Here is a 23,144-nt window from a genome sequence, read left to right on the forward strand (position 1 = left end):
TTGTACAACCACTCATCTAAGGAAGCTGCTTCCCAAATGGGGTAGAAGTGTAAACCGATAGCGTTGGAGGAAGGAACAACTGCACCAGAGATGATGTTGTTTCCGTAAATCAAAGAACCTGCAACTGGTTCGCGGATACCATCGATGTCTACTGGAGGTGCAGCGATGAAGGCGATTACGAAGCAAGCGGTTGCGGCTAATAGGGTGGGGATCATTAACACACCGAACCAACCGATGTATAGGCGGTTGTTGGTGCTGGTAATCCATTCGCAGAAGCGATCCCATACGTTGGCGCTTGAGCGCTGTTGTAGAGTTGCTGTCATTTTTGTATGAATGCGTTTGGTATGTATAAATCAGACGTTTCGTTTGCGTCTGTAATGTTACTTTACACTGCTTTACAAAAATTAATCAAGGGCTGATATATTTGTAAAATTAATACACTTAATTAGTTTTGCTTATCTAATAGTCTGAATTGTGACTGAGGAAAGGCAGAGGCTAGAAGGTTGTCTCGATGAAAATTGTTTCATCGCCATGTATGAAGGAGTAGGGAAGGGAAGGGGGACAAGGAAGACAAGGGAGACAAGGAAGAAATAAATCTTTCAAGTTAGCCATTCACGCCAGGTTTTGGCACAACCAAGCATGAAAATCTGTCTTTCCCATGCCCAATGCCCATTTTCAAGTTAGTCTTCATAAGTTTGAGAGACGTTACTTGTAACGTCTCTCAAAAATGTTTATAAATTGGCAGACAGCAGAGTTTATCCCACTTCCAGAAAGTCTTGTATTGGTAGGCTTTCTCTACTCACGAAGCAGTAACTTAAATCTAAACCTGTCAGATCCACTTCTGTAAAATCAACGTAACGAAGATCGGTTTTAAAGAAGATGGCTTTGGTGAGAATGGCGTGACTTAAATCTGTTCTGCTTAAGTTAGCGCCAGTCAGGTTTGCACCTCTAAGATTTGCTCCGGCGAGAAAAGCACCACTGAGGTTTGCATAACGTAAGTCAGCACCAGCCAAATTTACGCCGCTCAGATCGGCATTACGCAGATTTGCTAGCCTTAAATCTGCTTGGAATAAGGAAGCTTTGTGCAAGTCAACTTGAGTCAGGTTAGCCCGAATCAGGTTAGCAGCCTTGAGGTTAGCCCAGATTAAATTTGCTTGACTTAAGTTGGTTCTCCACAGGGAAGCTGCTGTTAAATTGGCTTCAATCAGGTTTGCTCCCTGCAAGTTTGCTTGAGATAAAGTCGCTTGAGTCAGATTAGCGCTAGCTAAATTGATTCCTGCTAAACATACCTCACTCAAGTTGGCTGAGTGCAGGCTTACTTGAGTGAAATTTCTCTCTCCTGCACTGTAGCTTTTGAGAAGTTCATCAACATCCATCAAGCCTGCCCTCCCAAATCTCGAATAATTGTTCAAAAATTAGACTATGTGAGTGAAAATTGCTGTAAATAGCTTGTTGGTGTGGCTGGGTAAGACACTGCAGTAATCTTCAAGCTATTTAACAATTTGCTTGGCAGTAGTGGTTTTGAGCAGCAACGATAGGCGTTTTGCTCAAGGTGACGAGTTAGCGATCGCTTTTTTCGTTCACTTTGATGCCAGATATAGATACTTTACATGTCTTTATGTAAAGAAATATAACAATTCCGTTACAAATAAGCAACAATTTCTCAGTTATCGAAAATTTGGGTCTAAAACCCCGTCCTTATAGGACGGCTTTTGGTAGAATAGGGTATGTGGAAGGGTAATTAACCACTTAAAAAACCCTATTGCTACCTAACAAGTAGACGCTGTACCTTGACAATTGAAGATATGGGGTTCTATTCCATAGTTCTAGTTCCTGCCCAGGAATAGGTAAAATCTTCATGGGGCTAGACGACCAGCATTTAACTCAAACAAATTTTGCACGGCAGTTTGCACAATACTGGAAACCAGCAACGCACTGCCTTAGTAATGCAACTACGGTAGGGCATACCGGAAGTTAAAGCTTGGGGAGAGAACCACCTCTTTTTTAGATACCGCAAGGGGTCTAATTTAAGTGGACTCGTTGAACCAAGAATCTCCGCCGTAGAACGGCGGAGAGTGTCAAATCGGCGAAAATATCCCCTACCCAGGGAACTAACTGAACCAAATTTACGTATATTTAAGGAAATAGTTTCTTTCTTAAAGCTGCTTAGATGTGTCCAGTTGGGGTTCGTACTAGTCACTCAACTCATGCCCTAGAAACGGGTGTGGCAAAGCTTTGGCTTTTATTGGTGGGTGTAAACCAATATGAAGATGAAGAAATACCCAGTTTGCAATATTCAGCCTTAGATTGTCAGGGGTTAGGTGAAGCTTTACATGCTGCAACACAAGCTTTTCCTCAAAAAGAGGTAATAATATATAACGATTTCGCTTCTAAACAGCCAAAGTTAGCAAATGTTCTTACCAGTCTCAGAGAAATTGCGGCAGTGACTAAACCGATTGACACTGTGCTATTTTATTTCTCTGGGCATGGGATGCTAGAGCCATCGACGCAGCAAGTAATACTTTGTTTACAAGATACACAAAAATCAAACTTAATAGATACTGGTTTACAGTTGCAGGAAGTTTTGCAACTGTTAGAAAATTGTTCTGCCCAGCAACAATTATTAATATTAGATGCTTGTCATAGTGGAGGGATGACGCTGTTAGGTGCAAGAGGCGAAGTAGATCCGCAGCTTAACCCGACACCAGAGTTGGTGGAAATTCTCCGACAACGCGCCGCCAAACGGAAAGGATTTTATGCTTTATTATCTTGCGATCGCTCTCAGCAATCTTGGGAATTTCCCCAATTAGGACATGGAGTATTTACATATTACTTAATTCGCGGGTTAAAAGGAGAAGCTGCTGATTCTCAAGGCATTATCGAAGCTGATGGACTTTATCGCTATGTTTATCACCAAACACTGACATATATAGATAAAGCTAATCAACAACTACGAGTAATTAATCAACTAAAAAAAGGAAGGGGAGATAATTCTATCCATCCTGAATATCCTTCACAAACTCCTAAGCGCATTGTAGAAGGAGTTGGCGAAGTCATTTTAGGAATTAAACCGAAAAATATTCCCGCCTCACGACATCCACGACAAGCATTAATTGTAGAAGGATTGGATCAAAGTCAAGCCTCCCTATCTTTAAGTAAAATACTCAGCACTGCTGGTAGTTTTGCAGTCAATTATTGGACTATAAGGGGTAACAATTCCCAGTCAAATGTGCGCAAAGCGATTCAAAAATGCTTACTTGCGGAATCTTTTGCTGAATTAACTACTAATTCTCCTAACATAGACACAATAGCAACAGTTTTATTATATTTGCGAGGGCAAATTCAAGAGACAGAACAAGGCGAAGCTATATTATTATTGTCTGATGAAGTCACAATCAATCGCGCATGGTTGAAAAAACAACTACGCCGATGTCAGTCGCAACAAATTATTATTTTAGATTGTCCCATAGAAAATGGTGGCGGGAAAGTATCGCTACGGGATTGGCTAGAAGAACTGCAATTAGGATTAGATGCAGGACAATGTTTAATTGCGGCGGCTGTATCACCTGAAAATAGGGAAAAATTTGCAAATACGCTGTTAGCAACTTTAAATCAAGGAATACAAGCAAGTGGACTCACCGCAGCTGCTTGGATTACTCAATTACAAGTAGAATTTGCCCAAACTGATATCCAATTATATTTTTGGTTGTCTGGTTCTCAGGGAATCATTGAAGTTTTACCTGGTAAAACTATATTTTCATCAGAAAATATGCAAGAAAAAGCGGAAAATATTCATAATTATCCCCCTGATGATTTAAGTTCTGAAGTGGGGATTGATTACGCTTATTTACGCGATTTACTGCAAGCTCAAAGATGGCAAGAAGCAGATCGAGAAACTACAAATCTCATCCTCAAGGTAGTTGAAAAACAGCCATATTTGGACATTGATACAATCAACAAAATTCCTTGTAAAGACCTTTATACTATTGACAAACTTTGGGTAAGTTATAGTCATGGACGCTTCGGTTTCAGCGTTCAGAGTCGTATCTGGGAGGGTATTAAAGATTGTGCTGCTACCGATCCTATGTTGGCTTTAATGATTGGTAGTGCCAAAGTTGCTGCGTCTGAAACTTGCATTGACTTTGCAAATCGTGTTGGTTGGCGCTTGCGAGATTACTGGCTTGATTATAACAGTCTCACCTGGGAGGGGGATGCACCTATGGGACATCTACCTTATGTAGGTTTTTTTGAACCGATTTGGCGTGTCAAAGTGTTAGGAGTGTGGGAATGGCATAGTGCGATCGCAACTGCTAATTGGTGGGAATTATGCGTTGCTCTGTTTAGACGCATTGAAACTTGTAAAAACGGCAGTTCTATCTAAACGCAGATATATAAAGTAGTTCGCTAATTATCAAAACAATTCATCAGGGTGAAGTATGAGGCTAAGAAACAACCTACTAACGTTAATTAATTTCCTGGAATTTACTCAAAAACAACTGTATCCCAAAATATACTGAACTTTCTTGATTTTACAGCAAGTGATTTGTATAAACATAGCAAAAATATCAGTAATCATACTCTTGTGACTTGAGGGCTAACAATGCAGTACACCCAATTACAACGCATTTCTCCAGATTTTTCTTTGACGTTATGGGAATCAGAATTAACTCCTCATCCCTCAGTACAGTCTAAATTTAAGCGCCTGTTAGATATTTTGGGGAGTTTGGTGGGACTATGTATTTTAGCAATTTTATTTGTGCCAATTGCGATCGCTATTAAAATCGATAGTCCAGGGCCAATTTTCTTTGCTCAAGAACGTTACGGGTTACAAGGAAGGCCATTTCGGCTCTATAAATTCCGTTCAATGGTGAGTGAAGCTGAACAATTAAAATCTTTAGTTGATAACGAAGCTAATGGTTTAATATTTAAAAACAAAAACGATTTTAGAATCACTAAAGTTGGACGCTTCTTAAGAAGTAGCAGTTTGGATGAACTACCACAATTCTGGAATGTGTTGCTCAATGATATGAGCTTAGTTGGTACTCGTCCACCTACAGGTGATGAAGTTATTCACTATACACAAAAGCATTGGCAGCGTTTAAATGTTAAACCAGGTTTGACAGGAGAATGGCAAGTTAATGGACGTTCTCAAGTAACCAATTTTGAGCAAATAGTTGACTTAGATTTAAAGTATCAAGATAATTGGCATCCATTATATGATTTATACTTAATTATCAAAACAATCTATGTCATTTTTGCTAGAGTTGGGGCATTTTAAAACAATAATCTAGTCAATGAAAAATATCAATTATGGGCGCGATCGTCGCGCCTTTAAATTAGATAAATAGGGACTAGGGAATAGAGAAGAGAGAGATTTTCATATTTGCTTGTGAGATATTTTCAATGAGAGACTAGCTTGCAAGTATGGAATATAGTCAACTTCCTTAATTAAGGTTTTGCAGATACCTAAATAGGATTTACTGAGGGCTAACAACCCAGGTGACAAATAGAAAATTATTAGTTAAAATTTATCCGCTTTCGCAAAATAGAAAATTTATATCATTTAAAGATGAAATTTCAACCGATTTCTCATAGTTGGGTGGCTCTACATCCAAAACCTCAAGGCGTAATTCAATTTATTGGCGGTGCTTTCTTTGGCACATTTTGGCCGATGCTGTTCTATCGTTCTCTACTGCAACGATTATTTAATGATGGTTATACAATTGTTATTTTGCCATTTAATTTTACTTTCGATCATTATGCCGAGTCTGGCTTTTTAATCAGAGAACAGTATGAAATTATGCCAGAACTTGTCAGAAGAGCAATATTTGCTGGTTATGATTATAAACCCTATCTCAGCGACCAAAATTTTTCTTGGATAGGTCATAGTATTGGCTGTAAATATATTGCTCTTTTAGAAGCTTTTAGTGCTTTACCTACGATTAGCAAACCTAGTGAACCTCAATATTATCAGGATCTTCAAGAACTTAAGAAATTTATTGCATTTGTAGTGCAAACAACAGCCAAGCCAACCGATTCTCAAGTAAAAATTGAGAATAAGACTGAAAGTATTGTTAAAGACTTGTTAATTCTGATTGACGATTTACAAGTAAAGCGGGAAAAAGCTATCAAATTAATCAAATATTATATCAAGCGAGAACCTAACTACCAAGAGTTAAAAAAAGAAGTTGAAATTACCAGCATCTTTATTAAGAATCAACCCTCTTTATTATTAGCTCCTGTAAATACAGGTTTGGAAAGTGCTATTCCCAATCCTTTAGCAGGTGTAGTGATTAATTTAGGTTTAAATGTCAAACCTACCCCAGCAGAAACTTTTAGTTTAATTACTTATGCTAATTTATTTAATCTTCTGGGGTTAAATTCATTTCAAACAGATAAACTAGCTTTATCAACTTGTCAGTGGTTTGAAAATGATTGTAAAAAACCACCTGCAGGTTTTAAGGTAGTTTTAAAAGGTGGACATTTAAGACCATTAGGGATTCAACTGGGTAATGTTGCTATAAATTTTCCCGATTTTAGCGATAATATCCCCTTGATTGAGTCTATACAAAAAAGATATGCAGAGTTTGAATCTCCTGTAATTCAATTATTCCAAAGTTTAAGAAATTAATCTAGTCTGATGTAGGTTGATTATTACTTACTACTAATCTGTTGTTCGCCCGTTCTTTATCCTTCCCATTAATAAAAATAAAATTTAATATTTTTACTATCCCAACAAAAAATCCCCCACCTTGCGGCGAGGGATTTTTTTTAATCACCTACAAAACTACTAGCCAGATCAACCGAACTTACCAGCAGTAGAAGCGATTAGGAAGGCTGCGTAGGTTACGAAGTAGCCAACGGTGAAGTGAGCTAAACCAACCAAACGAGCTTGAACGATTGAGAGTGCAACGGGCTTATCTTTCCAGCGAACTAGGTTAGCTAGAGGAGTGCGCTCGTGTGCCCAAACTAGAGTTTCAATCAACTCTTGCCAGTAACCTCTCCAGGAGATGAGGAACATGAAGCCTGTTGCCCAAACTAAGTGTCCGAATAGGAACATCCAAGCCCAAACAGACAAGTTATTCACGCCGTAGGGGTTGTAACCGTTGATCAACTGAGCGGAGTTAGCCCAGAGGTAGTCACGGAACCAGCCCATGAGGTAGGTGGAGTTTTCGTTGAACTGAGCAACGTTACCTTGCCAAACACCCAGGTGTTTCCAGTGCCAGTAGAAGGTTAACCAACCTACTGTGTTCAATGCCCAGAACAAAGCTAGATAGAAAGCGTCCCAAGCAGAGATATCGCAAGTACCGCCACGACCAGGGCCGTCGCAAGGGAATGCATAACCGAAGTCCTTTTTATCGGGCATCAGCTTGGAGCCACGGGCATCCAAAGCACCCTTAACGAGAATCAAGGTGGTGGTGTGCAGACCAAGAGCGATCGCATGGTGTACCAAGAAATCGCCAGGGCCAATTGTTAAGAAGAGGGAGTTGGTACCAGCATTAATAGCATCTAACCAACCAGGTAACCAGACGTTAGCGTAGTTCGGATAAGCTGTGTAAGCAATACTATCAGGGTTGGACAACAGTACATCCAATCCGTAAAGTACCTTACCATTAGCTGCTTGGACGAACTGAGCAAATACTGGCTCAATTAGGATTTGCTTTTCAGGAGTACCGAAAGCAACTACTACGTCGTTGTGAACGTATAAGCCTAGAGTGTGGAAGCCTAAGAAGAGAGACACCCAGCTGAGGTGGGAGATAATCGCTTCTTTGTGCTTGAGAACACGGTCTAGTACGTTACCTTTGTTTTGTTCGGGGTCGTAGTCACGAACCCAGAAGATAGCGCCGTGGGCGAAAGCACCAACCATCAAGAAGATGGCGATGTATTGGTGGTGGGTGTACAACGCTGCCTGTGTAGTGTAGTCCTTAGCAATAAATGCGTAGGAAGGCAGGGAGTACATGTGTTGTGCTACCAAAGAGGTGATTACACCCAAGCAAGCTAGGTGCCAACCTAATTGGAAGTGCAGGGAGTTGTTGTAGGTGTCATATATACCTTGGTGAGGCATATTGAACGGCCCTTCAACAGGTTTGCCAAAGAAAGTTTTGGCATTCATCATTTCTTTGATGCTGTGACCAATACCAAAGTTGGTACGGTACATGTGACCAGCAACAATGAAGAGTACAGCGATCGCTAAGTGGTGGTGAGCAATGTCAGTCAACCACAGAGCTTCTGTTTGGGGATGGAAACCACCTAAGAAAGTCAGGATTGCAGTACCTGCACCTTGAGATGTGCCGAAAATATGACCTGCTGTGTCAGGATTTTGGGCATAAACACTCCAGTTACCAGTGAAGAAGGGTTGTAACCCTGCTGGGTGGGGAGCGGTGCTGAGGAAGTTGTCCCAACCTACATGCTGTCCGCGAGCTTCGGGGATAGCAACGTGGATTAAGTGACCAGCCCAAGCCAGAGAGCTAACGCCGAACAAACCAGCTAAGTGGTGGTTCAAGCGAGATTCAGCATTCTTGAACCAAGCTAGGCTAGGACGGTACTTGGGTTGCAAGTGCAACCAACCTGCAAACAGTAGTACGGCTGCAAACAGTAGTAGGAAAACTGAACCTGCGTACAGTTCGCTGTTTGTGCGCATACCGATGGTGTACCACCAGTGGTAAACACCAGAGTAAGCAATGTTTACAGGATTACTAGCACCAGCTTGGGTGAAGGCTTCGATCGCTGGTTTACCGAAGTGGGGGTCCCAAATTGCGTGAGCGATGGGACGGATGTGAAGGGGATCTTTGATCCACTCTTCAAAGTTACCTTGCCAGGCTACGTGGAACAGGAGGCTGGAAGCCCACAGGAAAATGATTGCCAAGTGACCGAAGTGAGTGGCGAAAATCTTTTGGTAAAGATTTTCTTCAGTCATGCCATCATGGCTTTCAAAGTCATTGCCTGTTGCGATCGCATACCATATCCGACGAGTAGTCGGGTCCTGTGCGAGATCCTGGCTAAATTTTGGAAATTTTGTTGCCATAGGTGTGATAATTCCTCTGACCTTTAGCCATCAGGTTTCAGCTTCATTTTGGATTTTAGATGTTTGGTATAGATTTTTGATTTTGGGCTAAATCTCAAATCTTTCCTGGTTTGGCAGTTGCTCTTTGCGGATTATTCCCAGAGCAAGCTGCCTCACCAAAACCCTCAATTCGCTGATTGCTATCCTACTGAAAGAATATGTGCGTGGAAGAATGCCCAGGTAGTAGCAATTCCTCCTAAGAGGTAGTGAGCTACACCTACTGCCCGACCTTGAGTGATGCTCAAAGCGCGAGGTTGAATAGATGGTGCTACCTTCAGTTTATTATGCGCCCAAACGATGGACTCAATTAATTCTTGCCAGTAGCCGCGACCACTGAACAGGAACATCAAGCTGAATGCCCATACAAAGTGAGCGCCTAAGAACATGAGTCCGTAAGCAGACAGTTCACTTCCGTAGGAGTTGATTACTTGTGAAGCTTGCGCCCACAAGAAGTCACGCAACCAACCGTTGATTGTGATGGCACTTTGGGCAAAGTTACCACCAGTAATGTGAGTTACATCACCTGCTGCGTCTACTGTTCCCCATACATCAGATTGCATCTTCCAGCTGAAGTGGAAAATTACAATTGACAGGGAGTTATACATCCAGAATAGTCCGAGGAATACGTGATCCCAACCAGAAACTTGGCAGGTACCACCACGACCAGGACCGTCGCAAGGGAAGCGGAAGCCCAAGTTAGCCTTGTCTGGGATCAGACGAGAACTACGAGCGAACAGCACACCCTTGAGCAGGATGAGGACAGTTACGTGAATGGTAAAAGCATGAATGTGGTGAATTAAGAAGTCTGCTGTACCCAATGCAATGGGAGCAGCTGCTACTTTACCACCTACAGCCAAAATACCACCGCCGAATACGTAGCTAACCGGTTCTAGGGCATTAGGTGCAGTGGAACCAGGCGCTAAGGCATGGATATTTTGTACCCATTGCGCAAATACTGGCTGCAACTGAATTGCTGTATCGGAGAACATGTCTTCGGGACGACCCAATGCACGCATTGTGTCGTTGTGAATGTAAAGTCCAAAGCTGTGGAAGCCGAGGAAAATACAAACCCAGTTTAAGTGAGAGATAATCGCATCCCGGTGACGAATCACCCGATCCAGTACGTTGTTTTGGTTCACAACTGGATCGTAATCCCGAACCATGAAGATAGCCGCGTGAGCAGCGCCTCCAACGATTAGGAAACCACCAATCCAAATATGGTGAGTAAAGATACACAACTGTGTAGCGTAATCAGTTGCCAAATATGGATAGGGTGGCATCGCGTACATGTGGTGCGCGATGATGATGGTCAAGGAACCCAAGAAGGCAAGGTTAGTGCCTAACTGAGCGTGCCAAGAAGTTGTCAGGTTTTCGTAAAGACCTTTGTGGCCTTCACCAGTGAAAGGACCTTTATGGTTTTCGAGAATTTCTCTAATGCTGTGACCGATACCCCAGTTGGTGCGGTATTGGTGACCTGCAATGATGAACAGTACAGCGATCGCCAAGTGGTGGTGAGAGATATCTGTCAGCCACAAGCCGCCTGTTACTGGGTTAAGACCACCCTTGAAGGTCAAGAAGTCAGCATACTGACCCCAGTTCAAGGTGAAGAAAGGTGCCAAACCACTAGCAAAGCTGGGATAAAGCTCTGTCAACAAGCCTTTGTTCAGGATGAACTCGTGGGGCAAGGGGATATCTTTGATAGCTACCCCTGCATCCAACAGCTTGTTGGTCGGTGCGGACACGTGGATTAAGTGTCCAGCCCATCCCAAGGAACCGCAACCTAACAATACTTGTAGGTGGTGGTTCAACATAGACTCCACATTCTGGAACCATTCCAGTTTGGGAGCGCGCTTGTGGTAATGGAACCAACCGGCAAACAGGAATAAGCCTGCTAATACCAAGCCGCCGATGGCAGTACAGTACAACTGGAAGGAGTTGGTAATACCCCAGCCACGCCATACTTGGAACAAGCCAGAGGTGATTTGAATACCGTGGAAGCCACCGCCAACATCACCGTTTAAAATGTCTTGTCCAACAATTGGCCAAACTACTTGCGCACTGGGCTTAACGTTTAGAGGGTCGCTTAACCAAGCTTCGTAGTTGGAAAACTTAGCGCCGTGGAATATCATCCCGCTCAACCAAATGGTCACTACGGCTAGGTGACCGAAGTGGGCAGCAAATATCTTGCGGGAGATTTCTTCTAGATCGCTTGTATGTGTATCAAAATCGTGGGCGAGGGCATGTAGGTTCCAAATCCATGTGGTGGTTTTGGGACCTCTAGCTAAAGTTCTGTCGAAGTGACCTGGTTGTGCCCATTTCTCAAATGAGGTAGGTACTGGATCGTTATCGACTATTACTTTTGCTTTTTTCTCCTCTCGCTCCGGAGGACTAATCGTCATTCGACCTCCTCTCTAGATAAGGAATGAGGAATCAGGAAACCACAAAGTAAACCATTACCGCATCCTCCAGAAAATTCTGGGGGGCGATGAAGACCCGATGTGGAAGTTTGTTTCTGTTGAATTATAAAGTCTTAACTTGTACATTGTTGGAGATAATTTAACAATAATTCAAAATCACCAGAATATCTGTCCAATCTGCCTTTGAACTTCAAAACAATGGACAAAAAGTCAATAGATTATTCATTTAATTTACAAACAAACACAATTCGTAAAAATTATAGGTTGCTGTCGTACAGTAAGGCTTTTGACTGTTGCGCTTGCTACTGTTAGCCTTAAATTACGATTAGCAAAAAACTCTCAAATAATTGGCATGTTCATGGTATGTCGCCCGAAATGGCGAATGCTAAATTTGTTTTTCCTGGCGAGTCAGGGAAGCAGAGGTAACATCGGTAGTAACGGCGGAACTTGATGTAAATTTATCCGTCTACAGTTCGGACTTTCTTAGTCCACTGCTACCTTGGCCTTTTCTCAACATGGATACAGCAGTAAAAATTTTGGGCTATAGTTCCCTATGGACAGTTTGAGCCAAAATAATTTGGCAGTTCTTGAAGACATCGCTGGGTAGAAGGCATGAACTCTTGGCAGAAAAAAGTTTTAGAGAATCTCCTCCCCCGGAGGTTCCCTATGGTGAAATTGCTGATGACATTGTTAATCATCTTGAGTTTGGCAGGGTGTGGTGAAAAAGCTGTCAGCCAAGATGTATCTTTGGGTGATACGGGTAAGTCGCAACAGATTGCCAAAGAGTTTGCGGAAGTTTCCCCACCCGATACAATTCAAGAATTACGCCCAGCTTTGGAAGTCTACCAGCCACAGGTGACTATAATTACACCAAAAGCCGAGGAAGTCCTGCAAGAAAATCAAGTTACAGTCCGCTTGCAGGTGAAGGATTTACCCATATTTAAGAACCCAGAACTGAAATTAGGGAATCATCTGCATGTAATTCTTGATAATCAGCCTTATATACCTGTTTATGATTTAAATCAGCCCCTGGTGTTATCAGACTTAGCCCCAGGTACTCATACTTTGCGTGTCTTTGCCTCGCGCCCTTGGGATGAAAGTTTTAAAAATGAAGGTGCTTATGCTCAGATACAATTTCATATTGTTACCAAAACTGAAGATAACAACCCCGATCCGTCTCTACCGTTGTTAACTTACAGCATTCCTCAAGGTGATTATGGGGCAGAACCTATCTTACTGGACTTTTACCTGACTAATGCCCCTCTACACCTTTTAGCGCAAGACAACCCCAAGGATAATCTCAGTGATTGGCGGATTCGTTGCACGATTAATGGTGAAAGCTTCATTTTGGATCGTTGGCAAGCTGTTTACCTCAAAGGTTTTAAACCAGGTAAAAATTGGGTAAAACTGGAATTTCTGGATAATCAGGGTAATCCTGTGAAAAATGTCTTCAATACCACAGTGGGAATAATTAATTACCAGCCTAATGGTAAAGATACGCTTTCGAGAATTGTGAGAGGAGAATTGACAGCAGATGAGGTACGTGGCATTGTAGACCCAAACTATACTGCTAAAGTACCAACACCAGAACCCACACCAGAACCACAGCCAACTCCAGAAGTTAAGGTTCCAGAAACACCGATAACACAGCCAGCTGAATTGCAGCAGCCAGAACCGATAATAGAACAACAACCAGAAATAACACCAACTCCTGAAGCTACTCAGTTACGAGAAAAACCAAAATCTGGCGGATATTTCCAGCGTCGTCCTACTCCTGTAGTTACACCGTCTCCTAGCGCGTCGCCAACGCAACCAGAGGTAACGCCGACACCGACTGTTACAGCATCACCGCAACCAGAGGTAACACCAACACCGACTCTTACAGTATCGCCGCAACCAGAGGTAACGCCAACACCCACTATTACAGAGTCGCCGCAACCAGAGGTAACACCAACACCGACTGTTACAGTATCGCCGCAACCAGAGGTAACACCAACACCGACTGTTACAGTATCGCCGCAACCAGAGGTAACACCAACACCCACTATTACAGAGTCGCCGCAACCAGAGGTAACACCAACACCCACTGTTACAGAGTCGCCGCAACCAGAGGTAGAACAGCCTTTAACAACGCGATTAAGCAAATATTTTCAGCGTCGCCCACGCCCTACACCTCAAACATCACCGAGTGTAGCGCCTACAACACCAGAAATTGTTGAGCCGTCTACACCTAATTAAGGGCGATATCTCTCGCTGCGCCCGAAATTCCGCCGTCACCCTAGAAGGGTGCGGCTAATTGAACAAAGCCTGCCAAAGCAGGCTTCATACATTATTGTTTAGGGAACTCCAAAAAATAAATTATGCCAAATTGTAGGGGCGGGGTAACCCCGCCCCTACGAGTTGCGGGTTTGGTAGATTAATGATTGGAATATTTTTTATTTGGAAGTCCCTTAGGCTAATTTTGCGAATGGTATGTCAGGTAAGCAAAAAACTAATTCTCTCAGTTTTAGCCAAAAATACTCAACTCTAGCTGCTGTGCTAAGGTTTCGACAAATGCTAATCCTGCTACGGGATTTCCTACGGTATCTAAGGCTGGGCTGTAACAAGCGATCGCTCCTGCGCCTGGTATTATTGCTAACAGTCCACCACCTATGCCAGATTTCATTGGTAAACCAATTTTGACAGCAAACTCAGCAGATGCTTCATATAATCCGCAGGTTAACATTACAGCATTAACTATTCGGCGGTTTTTTGGTGATATCATCCCATCTCTCACTGCTAAGAGTTTGCCGATTAAAGCTAAGTCTTCTACCTTTCCCGATAAGCAGCATATTTGTTCGTAAGTGTCAAGGACTATTTCTGGATTATCGAGATATTGGGTTTCTGCTAAATAATTAGCGATCGCTTGATTTGCTGGCGAACGTGTTAAGCGAACTGAAGCTAGCATTAATTCATCTAACTTTAGCTGGCAACCAGCTAATTGGTTTAGCCATTGACAAAAACGCTGAGTGCGATCGCTAGCATTATCGCCTGGTAATTTAGCAGCCAAAGTAATAGCGCCACTGTTAATCATCGGATTGCGGGGGTAACCGCGATCGGCAATTAATTGATCTAGGGAATTAAACGGTGCTTGTGATGGTTCAACGCCTACCCATTGCAAAACCTTCTCTGCACCGAAAGTTTCTAACAGATAGAGTAGTGAAAACGCTTTAACTACACTCATGAGTGGGAATACACAATCTGTATCGCCAACGTTGTAATTTTGTCCCGTGACACAACAGATGTGAACCGCAAACCAATAAGGATTAGCCATATTTAATCGCGGAGTGCGATCGGCTACTCGTCCGCGATGAACATGGGATTTAGCTTGCTCAACCCAAGTTGATAATTCTGTAGTGGTTATTGCTGAAAGTCTTGTCAAAATTAGTACAGATTCAAAATAATTGGCTATGAACTTTAGACTATTGCGAAGTTAGATTCTGTATCTACTTCCGGTTCATAACCCTTAGTCAATTGTTCAATGGCGCGATCGATTAAATCTAAACCTTGATTAACATTTTCCACTAAACTTAACTGTCCCCGCAAGTCAGCAGCACCGACAAAACCTTTAGCATACCAAGTCATGTGTTTACGGGCTTGACGAACACCGCGATCGCCTTTATATTCCCACAAAGCTTGTAAATGATCTCTAGCGCATTCTAAACGCTGAATCGGAGTCGGTGGCGTTAATAGTTCTCCAGTTTTCAAGAAATGATCGACTTCTCCCACCAAAAACGGATAACCTAAAGTTCCGCGAGAACACATTACCCCATCAGCACCAGTTTGTTCTAAACATTTCACCGCCGCTTCTACAGAGAATATATCCCCGTTGCCAATCACTGGAATAGAAAGTACTTCCTTTACACGGGCAATCCATTCCCAACGTGCATTACCATTGTATCCTTGGGCACGAGTGCGTCCGTGGACAGTGATCATTTGTGCGCCAGCGTCTTCCATGCGTTTGGCAAAATCAAGAATTGTAATTTCTTTATCATTCCAGCCAATACGAGTTTTAACTGTTACTGGGACATCAACAGCCTTCACCACTTCCCGCACAATAGCTTCTGCAACTTCTGGCTGACGTAACAGCGAAGAACCACCACCGTTTTTGGTAATTTTATTAACCGGACAACCCATATTAATATCAACAGTATCCGCACCTTCAGCAACAGCTTTGACTGCAGCTTCTGCTAAAAAATCTGGACGACAGTCAAATAACTGTATGCTAATTGGTCGTTCGTTGGGGTCTACCTCCATAATTTTCGGTAACTGTTTCACATAGTGCAACCCCGTAGCATTTACCATTTCCGTGTACATCATCGAATCTGGCGCATAACGACGTACCAAACGGCGAAATACCAAATCTGTGACTCCAGATAAAGGCGATTGCAAAACTCGGCTTTTGACTTCAAAGGAGCCAATTTTCAGAGGTTGAGAAAGTCTAGCTTGCAGACTAGGAGAGAGAGTAAGCATATAAATAATCCAAAACGTCAAATTATTGATATTTCTTAATTAAAATACGAATTTAGCGATCGCCAAATTTTCGATAATTTTAGTCACATCACACTTATTGCTGTGAGGGTAATAATTTTCCTTGTTGTATAAGTCTAGTCAGAGATTTTAACGACGATCAATTATCTATCATTCTGAGTTTTTGCTTGTTGTGCAGCATTTCTCACTTGTTCAATATCCAAATTCAAAGCTTGGGTAATTTGTTCAATTGTCAAACCTAACATTAGCATTCCAGAGATAGCATTTAAATTCGCTTCTGCAATACCTCTCTGTCTACCTTCCTCAATACCTTCCTGCTTTGCTTCTTGATAAACTATTGTCTGCTTCAACTCACTTAAACCAAACATACTCTCTATCTCCTCTCGACTCATAGTAGGAAACTTATAAACTAAGATTGTCTCTATCAATTCTAGTAACTGTCGCTGTTTTGATCCGGTGTTAATTTCCTGTTGGGTTCTGTTGATTAATTCCCTAGCACTTACAATTGCTGTATCTTTATCTTCCAGAACTAATTTAATAGTAGCAATACCAACTGGTAATGATGTTATTTCACCTAATTCATCCAGATAGATCCGACTGATACGCTGACTGGTGAATAATTCACCAAAGTCCTCGCGCCGTGGAAGCCCCTGCATTCATGCATGGGGGTAAGGCTCGTTTGCGTATTTATTCGCCGTCAAGATTGCTTCAAAAAGCATAACTATATCCATCCTTTTTATGAATCGCTGAACAATATTTATGGCTAATTCCTGAAATTCTTCCGGTCTTGGAAGCGATATCAAAACTACCTGTGGCACGACACAAAACACGTCCAACATATTCGCCAACTTTTTTGCCACTGGTAACAACCGCTTTAATAATGTCTCCAGTTTGAAAACCAAAATGGATTTGTTTATTTGTGCGGTGACGACTCGGAAAACCGAATTTATCAGTACCGCACATTTGGCGATTACCGTGACCATTAGCTGTGATCAACAATGGTTTGATACCTTTGATATTTAATGTTGGTGTTGATTTGCCAACACAAGCAGCATCAATCCAATGAGTCTTGATTAATTGCTGCCTAGTTCTGTTGAACTTTGTTAAACCACCAGAGCCACATTCAACGGGTAAACCCGTAGCTTTCAAAACCTCTAAAAGCTTGTATCTAGTAGCATTAACTGCTGCTGCATCAGCCAATGCTTTCTTAGCTTGTGCCAAGATTTTCTGTAACGTAGTAGGGTCTTTTTTGAGGAAATCCTTAATATCTTTAGTCCCTTTTTTGATGTTGCATTTTTCGCAACTTAATGTAAGGTTTGTGATTGAATTAGACCCACCTTTAGAACATGGGTGAATGTGTTCAATCTGTAAAGGTACGTCTTTGACAGCACAATAGGCGCATTGCCGATTCCACTTTTCAAGTAGATATTCTCTGGTTTCATATCCAGCTAATGTACCTTGCTGATATTCCTTGCCTTCGATTTCAGGATTACGCATTAATTGCATATCAAACTTGACTAATTCGGTACTAATCGCTGTGATTGGTGCAAATTTACGCAATCTGTTTACCCATGTTTCAACATTGTGAACCCGACTCATCAGGCTAGGTGCTAACCATCCTGGTGGTCTAGTTCTATTCAGAAATCTTGGCTTTCTGTAACGGGTTTTTCGATTTCTTCTGCCACGTCTTAATTGCCTTCTGGAAATCAAAGCGTCTCTAATCGCAAAACCTCTATGCTTTAATTCAGCAGCAAAAACAACTTCGCCAGTTGCATCGTTAACTAATGCTATACCTGTGGTTTTAGCGCCAGGGTCAAGCTTTAATCGCAGTGGTGCTACGGGTACATCTGGACAAGATTCTTTAAGAATAAGTGTGAATGGAAAGCGGCGATAAATGGCTGCTTTTTTGCTTCTTAATAATTGTCTTGCTTGTGCTGAATGTATTGGATTTAGTGGTCTTTTGTTCGTATCAATTACAAAAACTTTGCACATAAAGTGCCTCCTTTCGGGTAATTTTAGCTTCGCCAATGTTAGTGGTCTGTACTATCCAAATTGCACTTCCTTAACCCTTATACAGATGTTTAACAATTTGGTTCTAGCGCAGGGGACTAGCTACGCATCCCCTGGTAGGTCTTAAACTCTTGCCACTAAAGTAGTCAGTTAAGACTTAGGCTGGTCAGATGGGCTTTTTCAAGCCCCGCCCTAAAGGGCTGGGGTGTCTGACTGTAATTATTGATATCTGATATATCTAGACTTCGCGTTGGATAAATGACTACTCCCCGCCAAGAATTTTTCGGTTGGTTTTGACGTAAGTATAGAAAAATCTCCGAAACTAGGCGCGAATAAATTTCTGCGTCAGGTTGAAATTGAACTTCCACAAAGTAAATCGGATTCTGTTCTCCTTGAATTGGAAGAAAAACACCATCAATCCGAAATGCAGTCTGCTTAATTTCCACAGAGGAAAATTGATAAGCCTTTGCATTTTCGGGAGGGTTTCCAATTAATTCAAAAAAAATTTCTGGTAGTTCTTGAAAAAGGCGATAAAAGATGCTGTCAGTTTTCACTCTGGCTGGGCTGAAATTTGCGCTTTTGCGATTTTACCGCTTTTACGCTGTTAAATTGACAACAAAAAAATTCAATCCCACAGTTTACTTATTGCTGTGAGTTGATCGCGGTATTCAATACGAGTTACCCAATCTTCCGGCCAAGCAGCCATACCTAAATAAGCGCCAGCAAACGCCCCAGTTAAACAAGCAATAGAATCAGAATCACCTGCTGTAACTGCTGCGCGACGTATTGCAGCTAATGGTGCTTCCGGAAACAGTAAAAAGCATAATAAACCTGTAGCAAATGCTTCTTCTGCTACCCAACCATCACCTGTGGCTAAACAAGGATCGGCTTCGCGGTTGGGATTAGCTAATGCATTGTTAAGGCGATCGAGTACAGCTAGACATTCATCCCAGCCACGACTAATAAATTCCTCTGGTGTATTGATGTAGGAACGTTGCCAAAGCGAACCTAGCCAATCATGATGATAAACTGAGCGCTGACTCTGGGCATATTTGTAAAGTCGGGAAGGTAAACTTTGTGGATCGCCGCCTTGAATCAGATCTGCGATCGCAGTTGCAGTTAAATCAGAAGCAGCCAAAGCTGTAGGATGACCATGTGTTAATGCAGCTTGAAATTGAGAAATAGCTGCACGAGTTGTCCCATCTAATCCCAACAAACCCACAGGCGCAACCCGCATATTTGCACCACAACCTTTAGAATTTACCCTAGTTGCTTCCTGCCAAGGTATCCCAGTTGCTAAAGCTTTACAAGCCCCCAAGCAAGTCATACCAGGCGCACGATTATTATCTGGACTATTCAACCACTCAATAAAGTTACGTCTGAGCGCTACTTCTAAACTACCTACATTCCAGTTTGCTGAGTCAGCCTCAATTAACGCCTGCGCCACAGCTAAAGTCATTTGCGTATCGTCTGTCACCGGTGCTGGATTCCCTTCTGGTACTTGGGGCCCCTTAGGTGGAAAGCGACGACAGATTTCTGCAACGCTGAGAAATTCCGTCACAGCACCCAAAGCATCACCAAAAGCCAGCCCAAATAAACATCCAGAAGCACGACGCATACAATTTTTTCCCCACCCACAGTCAGTGAATAAACCGACAAAAAAGACTAATCACAAATGACCATTGACTATTGACCATTGACCATTGACTTCTCAACAACTGACAACTGACCACTAACTACTGACAAACATTATAAAGACGGCAAACCCCACTTTGATTTTACGGTTCGCCCCAATTCCTGAAAGTATTAATTCTCATACATTAGTACAGTGTGCAAGCGAATTAATCCATGAGCCAACTCAATGCATCGTCAAGTTGAACCGTCCCTCAACAGGTTCGGGAAACCCCCTTTAATGAACTGACTACATAAGCTCAGTATATATATCAGCATAGTATTGGGTCTCATGCCCCAAAAAACCCCACCAAAGGTATTCATGCTGAACTGGCTGCATTAATCAACACAGTTGGTTCAAAAATTTAGACCTTAATAAATCTCATTCATTTGTAGTTATACGGAGCCAGCAGTTAAAATGGCAAAGGTAGTTGGAATAGACTTAGGTACAACAAACTCCTGCGTAGCAGTCATGGAAGGTGGTAAACCCACGGTTATTGCTAACGCAGAAGGTTTTCGGACAACACCATCTGTTGTAGCATTTGCGAAAAACGGCGATACTTTGGTAGGGCAAATCGCTAAACGCCAAGCGGTGATGAACCCAGAAAACACTTTCTACTCTGTAAAGCGCTTTATTGGTCGCCGCTTTGATGAAGTTACAAACGAAGCTACAGAAGTTTCTTATAAAGTACTCAGCAGTAGCGGTAACGTTAAGGTAGACTCTCCTGGGGCTGGTAAACAATTTGCTCCTGAAGAAATTTCTGCTAAGGTTCTGCGCAAACTAGTTGAAGATGCTAGTAAATATCTGGGCGAAACTGTTACACAAGCTGTAATTACTGTTCCGGCTTATTTTAACGACTCTCAGCGCCAAGCTACAAAAGACGCTGGTAAAATTGCTGGTATTGAAGTTCTGCGGATTATCAACGAGCCTACAGCCGCTTCTCTCGCTTACGGATTTGACAAGAAGAGTAACGAAACCATCCTCGTATTTGACCTTGGTGGTGGTACCTTCGACGTATCTGTCTTAGAAGTTGGTGATGGCGTATTTGAAGTACTAGCAACATCTGGCGATACTCACCTTGGTGGTGACGACTTCGATAAGAAAATTGTTGACTTCTTAGCTGAACAGTTCCGTAAGGAAGAAGGTATCGATTTACGCAAAGATAGACAAGCCTTACAGCGTTTAACTGAAGCTGCTGAAAAAGCGAAGATTGAGCTTTCCAGCGTTACCCAAGCGGAAATTAACTTACCATTTATCACCGCTACTCAAGACGGGCCTAAGCACCTGGATACAACTTTAACCCGCGCTCAGTTTGAAGAACTCTGCTCGGACTTAATCGACCGTTCCCGCATCCCTGTAGAAAACGCTCTCAGAGATGCCAAGCTAACCAAAGACAATATCGATGAAGTGGTACTCGTGGGCGGTTCTACCCGGATTCCCGCAGTACAACAGTTAGTGAAGCGGTTGTTGGGTAAAGATCCTAACCAAACTGTTAACCCCGATGAAGTGGTAGCTGTTGGTGCTGCTATTCAAGCTGGGGTATTAGCTGGTGATGTTACTGGTATCTTGTTGTTAGACGTAACACCATTATCTTTGGGTGTTGAAACCTTGGGTGGTGTAATGACTAAGATTATTCCTCGTAACACCACAATTCCTACCAAGAAATCTGAAGTCTTCTCCACAGCAGTTGACGGTCAAAGCAATGTAGAAATTCACGTTCTTCAAGGTGAACGGGAATTTGCAAACGATAACAAGAGTCTGGGAACCTTCCGCTTAGATGGTATTCCTTCAGCGCCACGGGGTGTCCCTCAAATTGAAGTTATCTTTGACATCGACGCTAACGGTATCCTTAACGTAACTGCAAAAGACAAAGGTACAGGTAAGGAACAATCCATCAGCATCACTGGTGCTTCAACACTAGATAAAAACGATGTTGACCGCATGGTGAGAGAAGCTGAACAAAACGCTTCTTCTGATAAGGAACGTCGTGAGAAGATTGAACGCAAGAACCAAGCTGATTCCTTGGCTTACCAAGCAGAGAAGCAACTGCAAGAATTAGGTGATAAAGTTCCTGCTGCTGACAAAACCAAAGTTGAAGGTTTGGTGAAAGATCTACGCGAGGCTGTAGCTAAGGAAGATGATGAGCAAATTAAGAAGCTGACACCAGAATTGCAACAAGCATTATTCGCAGTTGGTAGCAACATCTATCAACAAGCTGGTGGTGCTGCGCCTGGTGCGCCTGGTGCTGGTGATGGCGGCCCCACTCCTCCCTCTGGCGGCGGTGATGATGTGATTGATGCTGACTTCACAGAAAGCAAATAATTTTCATAGCGATTGGTGGGGATGCGATCGCATCCTTACCCCCTATTACCCATCCAAGTTAATGCTTGGGTGGGAATTTTTTTATTTACAGCAGTTTTCACCTATTTGAACCACATCTGTCGTAGGGGCACGGCACCAGTAAAATTATTTTATGTACCAAAAGATTGTCGATGCCGTGCCCCTACAGCGTGGCCTATTTACCTGAAAATAGCTGTAATGTAATTGAGAAGCCTGATTACAGCGTCCAATCTACGATCGCTAATCTGGGTACTAAAGCAAAATCTCGTTGGTTACGGGTAGCAACTGTGGCATTAAGAGATAATGCGATTGCAGCTATTCGCATATCTTTTTGCAATCGATTTTTCCGCAGAGGAGGATTCTCTTTCAGGAGTTGTTTGAGACATTCATCAGCTTCTAGTGTGAAATCTAGGATCTCAACTGTTTGCAGATATTTGACGGTTGTCCACAGCTTTGAGTAGAGTGCGGGAAGATTATGCACTGAAGACGGCTCATTAATTTTACCAATCCAGCCGTTAAAAAGTTCTTGAACTGTAATTACCGTGACAGCAATTTGATGTAAGGAAGCGTTAGCAATAACTTGGGGATGATTGCCAAGAATTAGGGAAACATGGTCGGTATCAAGAATATATCGAGACAAGTCACCAACCTCTACAAGTAGTATGAGGGATCGACTTCAGTTTCATCATCTGAGGTTCGCTCTGCGCGAATTTTATCCATGATTTCCTGAAAATCTGGATCGTTTTGAAATATACCAGCAAATTGCATCCAGGTAGATGGTGGCACAGAAAGCGGTGCATCCCAAGAAATAGCTTCGATGTGGCTGACTCGCTCTAAAAAAGTAGCTTGGAGTTGAGCGATCGCTTCTTCTTTAGTTGTTGCTTCGACTCTAAAGTTAGGAAATTCAAATATAGATGCAGCAAACCCACCATTTTTGAGGGTTTCTACTAGGAGTGTCACTTTGGGGTTGATGGCTGGCTGAGATTGCGTTACATTCACATTGAGCGCCATATTTCAAACACTTCGAGCGTTTTTCTTTTAATTTTACCGTACTGAATTTTCAATTATGGCGATCGCAATTTTTCATTGCTGATCGCACTTAAAGTGATTT

The 23,144-nt window shown here is 42.5% G+C and carries 14 protein-coding genes and 3 pseudogenes; 5 read left to right on the top strand and 12 right to left on the bottom strand.

Features of this window, described 5'->3' with window-relative positions; translation table 11 throughout:
- Positions 1-323, bottom strand: a pseudogene (locus tag H6G08_RS18700) (photosystem II q(b) protein); the annotation flags it as partial.
- 432 nt (positions 324-755) lie between these two features.
- Positions 756-1,376 carry a pentapeptide repeat-containing protein gene (locus H6G08_RS18705; protein WP_190545617.1) on the bottom strand — a complete coding sequence of 207 codons (621 nt, stop codon included), beginning with the start codon at positions 1,374-1,376 and terminating at the stop codon, positions 756-758.
- Between the two features lie 794 nt (positions 1,377-2,170).
- Here H6G08_RS18705 and H6G08_RS18710 point away from each other — a divergent pair.
- From H6G08_RS18710 to H6G08_RS18720, 3 genes are all read left to right on the top strand, one after another.
- A complete protein-coding gene (locus tag H6G08_RS18710) occupies positions 2,171-4,381 on the top strand; it encodes a GUN4 domain-containing protein (protein ID WP_190545619.1) in 2,211 nt (736 codons plus the stop codon).
- A gap of 219 nt (positions 4,382-4,600) precedes the next feature.
- A complete protein-coding gene (locus H6G08_RS18715) occupies positions 4,601-5,278 on the top strand; it encodes a sugar transferase (protein WP_190545621.1) in 678 nt (225 codons plus the stop codon).
- 291 nt (positions 5,279-5,569) lie between these two features.
- Positions 5,570-6,631: a DUF1350 family protein gene (locus H6G08_RS18720; RefSeq protein WP_190545622.1), complete on the top strand. Its 1,062-nt coding sequence runs from the start codon at positions 5,570-5,572 to the stop codon at positions 6,629-6,631.
- A 168-nt stretch (positions 6,632-6,799) separates the two neighbouring features.
- Here H6G08_RS18720 and psaB read toward each other — a convergent pair whose 3' ends face one another.
- Both psaB and psaA read right to left on the bottom strand, forming a co-directional pair.
- Positions 6,800-9,025, bottom strand: coding sequence for a photosystem I core protein PsaB (gene psaB, locus H6G08_RS18725; RefSeq protein ID WP_190545625.1), 2,226 nt, complete (start codon positions 9,023-9,025; stop codon positions 6,800-6,802).
- Between the two features lie 179 nt (positions 9,026-9,204).
- The gene (psaA, locus tag H6G08_RS18730) at positions 9,205-11,463 is read right to left on the bottom strand and encodes a photosystem I core protein PsaA (RefSeq protein ID WP_190545627.1); all 2,259 of its coding nucleotides are present in this window, start codon (positions 11,461-11,463) and stop codon (positions 9,205-9,207) included.
- A 630-nt stretch (positions 11,464-12,093) separates the two neighbouring features.
- On the opposite strand from psaA, the gene H6G08_RS18735 reads away from it, so the two are divergent.
- A complete protein-coding gene (locus H6G08_RS18735; protein ID WP_190545629.1) occupies positions 12,094-13,719 on the top strand; it encodes a hypothetical protein in 1,626 nt (541 codons plus the stop codon).
- A gap of 268 nt (positions 13,720-13,987) precedes the next feature.
- On the opposite strand, the gene glsA is transcribed toward H6G08_RS18735, so the two are convergent.
- From glsA to H6G08_RS18765, 6 genes and pseudogenes are all read right to left on the bottom strand, one after another.
- Positions 13,988-14,902, bottom strand: coding sequence for a glutaminase A (gene glsA / locus H6G08_RS18740; RefSeq protein ID WP_190545631.1), 915 nt, complete (start codon positions 14,900-14,902; stop codon positions 13,988-13,990).
- 35 nt (positions 14,903-14,937) lie between these two features.
- Positions 14,938-15,993: a tRNA dihydrouridine synthase DusB gene (gene dusB / locus H6G08_RS18745; protein ID WP_190545633.1), complete on the bottom strand. Its 1,056-nt coding sequence runs from the start codon at positions 15,991-15,993 to the stop codon at positions 14,938-14,940.
- A 161-nt stretch (positions 15,994-16,154) separates the two neighbouring features.
- A pseudogene (locus H6G08_RS18750) lies at positions 16,155-16,646 on the bottom strand (Rpn family recombination-promoting nuclease/putative transposase); the annotation flags it as partial.
- A gap of 73 nt (positions 16,647-16,719) precedes the next feature.
- Positions 16,720-18,003 (bottom strand): RNA-guided endonuclease IscB, encoded by a 1,284-nt coding sequence (gene iscB / locus H6G08_RS18755; protein ID WP_190545711.1) that lies wholly within the window; start codon positions 18,001-18,003, stop codon positions 16,720-16,722.
- Between the two features lie 227 nt (positions 18,004-18,230).
- A pseudogene (locus tag H6G08_RS18760) lies at positions 18,231-18,575 on the bottom strand (Rpn family recombination-promoting nuclease/putative transposase); the annotation flags it as partial.
- 71 nt (positions 18,576-18,646) lie between these two features.
- The gene (locus tag H6G08_RS18765) at positions 18,647-19,639 is read right to left on the bottom strand and encodes an ADP-ribosylglycohydrolase family protein (RefSeq protein ID WP_190545637.1); all 993 of its coding nucleotides are present in this window, start codon (positions 19,637-19,639) and stop codon (positions 18,647-18,649) included.
- Between the two features lie 471 nt (positions 19,640-20,110).
- Here H6G08_RS18765 and dnaK point away from each other — a divergent pair, with 471 nt between their 5' ends.
- Positions 20,111-22,015 carry a molecular chaperone DnaK gene (dnaK, locus tag H6G08_RS18770; protein WP_190545639.1) on the top strand — a complete coding sequence of 635 codons (1,905 nt, stop codon included), beginning with the start codon at positions 20,111-20,113 and terminating at the stop codon, positions 22,013-22,015.
- A gap of 235 nt (positions 22,016-22,250) precedes the next feature.
- Here the strand turns inward: dnaK and H6G08_RS18775 are convergent, their stop codons facing one another.
- Positions 22,251-22,673, bottom strand: coding sequence for a type II toxin-antitoxin system VapC family toxin (locus H6G08_RS18775; RefSeq protein WP_190545641.1), 423 nt, complete (start codon positions 22,671-22,673; stop codon positions 22,251-22,253).
- Positions 22,674-22,684: 11 nt separating this feature from the next.
- Positions 22,685-23,032 carry a hypothetical protein gene (locus tag H6G08_RS18780; RefSeq protein ID WP_242046199.1) on the bottom strand — a complete coding sequence of 116 codons (348 nt, stop codon included), beginning with the start codon at positions 23,030-23,032 and terminating at the stop codon, positions 22,685-22,687.
- Positions 23,033-23,144: the final 112 nt, after the last annotated feature.

It is taken from the genome of Calothrix anomala FACHB-343, from assembly GCF_014696435.1.
GTDB lineage: Bacteria > Cyanobacteriota > Cyanobacteriia > Cyanobacteriales > Nostocaceae > Aulosira > Aulosira anomala_A.

Excerpts from the sequence above, each read along its gene's own strand:
- H6G08_RS18705 (WP_190545617.1), bottom strand. The coding sequence starts at position 1,376 with ATGGATGTTGATGAACTTCTCAAAAGCTACAGTGCAGGAGAGAGAAAT.
- H6G08_RS18710 (WP_190545619.1), top strand. The coding sequence starts at position 2,171 with ATGTGTCCAGTTGGGGTTCGTACTAGTCACTCAACTCATGCCCTAGAA.
- H6G08_RS18715 (WP_190545621.1), top strand. The coding sequence starts at position 4,601 with ATGCAGTACACCCAATTACAACGCATTTCTCCAGATTTTTCTTTGACG.
- H6G08_RS18720 (WP_190545622.1), top strand. The coding sequence starts at position 5,570 with ATGAAATTTCAACCGATTTCTCATAGTTGGGTGGCTCTACATCCAAAA.
- psaB (WP_190545625.1), bottom strand. The coding sequence starts at position 9,025 with ATGGCAACAAAATTTCCAAAATTTAGCCAGGATCTCGCACAGGACCCG.
- psaA (WP_190545627.1), bottom strand. The coding sequence starts at position 11,463 with ATGACGATTAGTCCTCCGGAGCGAGAGGAGAAAAAAGCAAAAGTAATA.
- H6G08_RS18735 (WP_190545629.1), top strand. The coding sequence starts at position 12,094 with ATGAACTCTTGGCAGAAAAAAGTTTTAGAGAATCTCCTCCCCCGGAGG.
- dusB (WP_190545633.1), bottom strand. The coding sequence starts at position 15,993 with ATGCTTACTCTCTCTCCTAGTCTGCAAGCTAGACTTTCTCAACCTCTG.
- iscB (WP_190545711.1), bottom strand. The coding sequence starts at position 18,003 with ATGTGCAAAGTTTTTGTAATTGATACGAACAAAAGACCACTAAATCCA.
- H6G08_RS18765 (WP_190545637.1), bottom strand. The coding sequence starts at position 19,639 with ATGCGTCGTGCTTCTGGATGTTTATTTGGGCTGGCTTTTGGTGATGCT.
- dnaK (WP_190545639.1), top strand. The coding sequence starts at position 20,111 with ATGGCAAAGGTAGTTGGAATAGACTTAGGTACAACAAACTCCTGCGTA.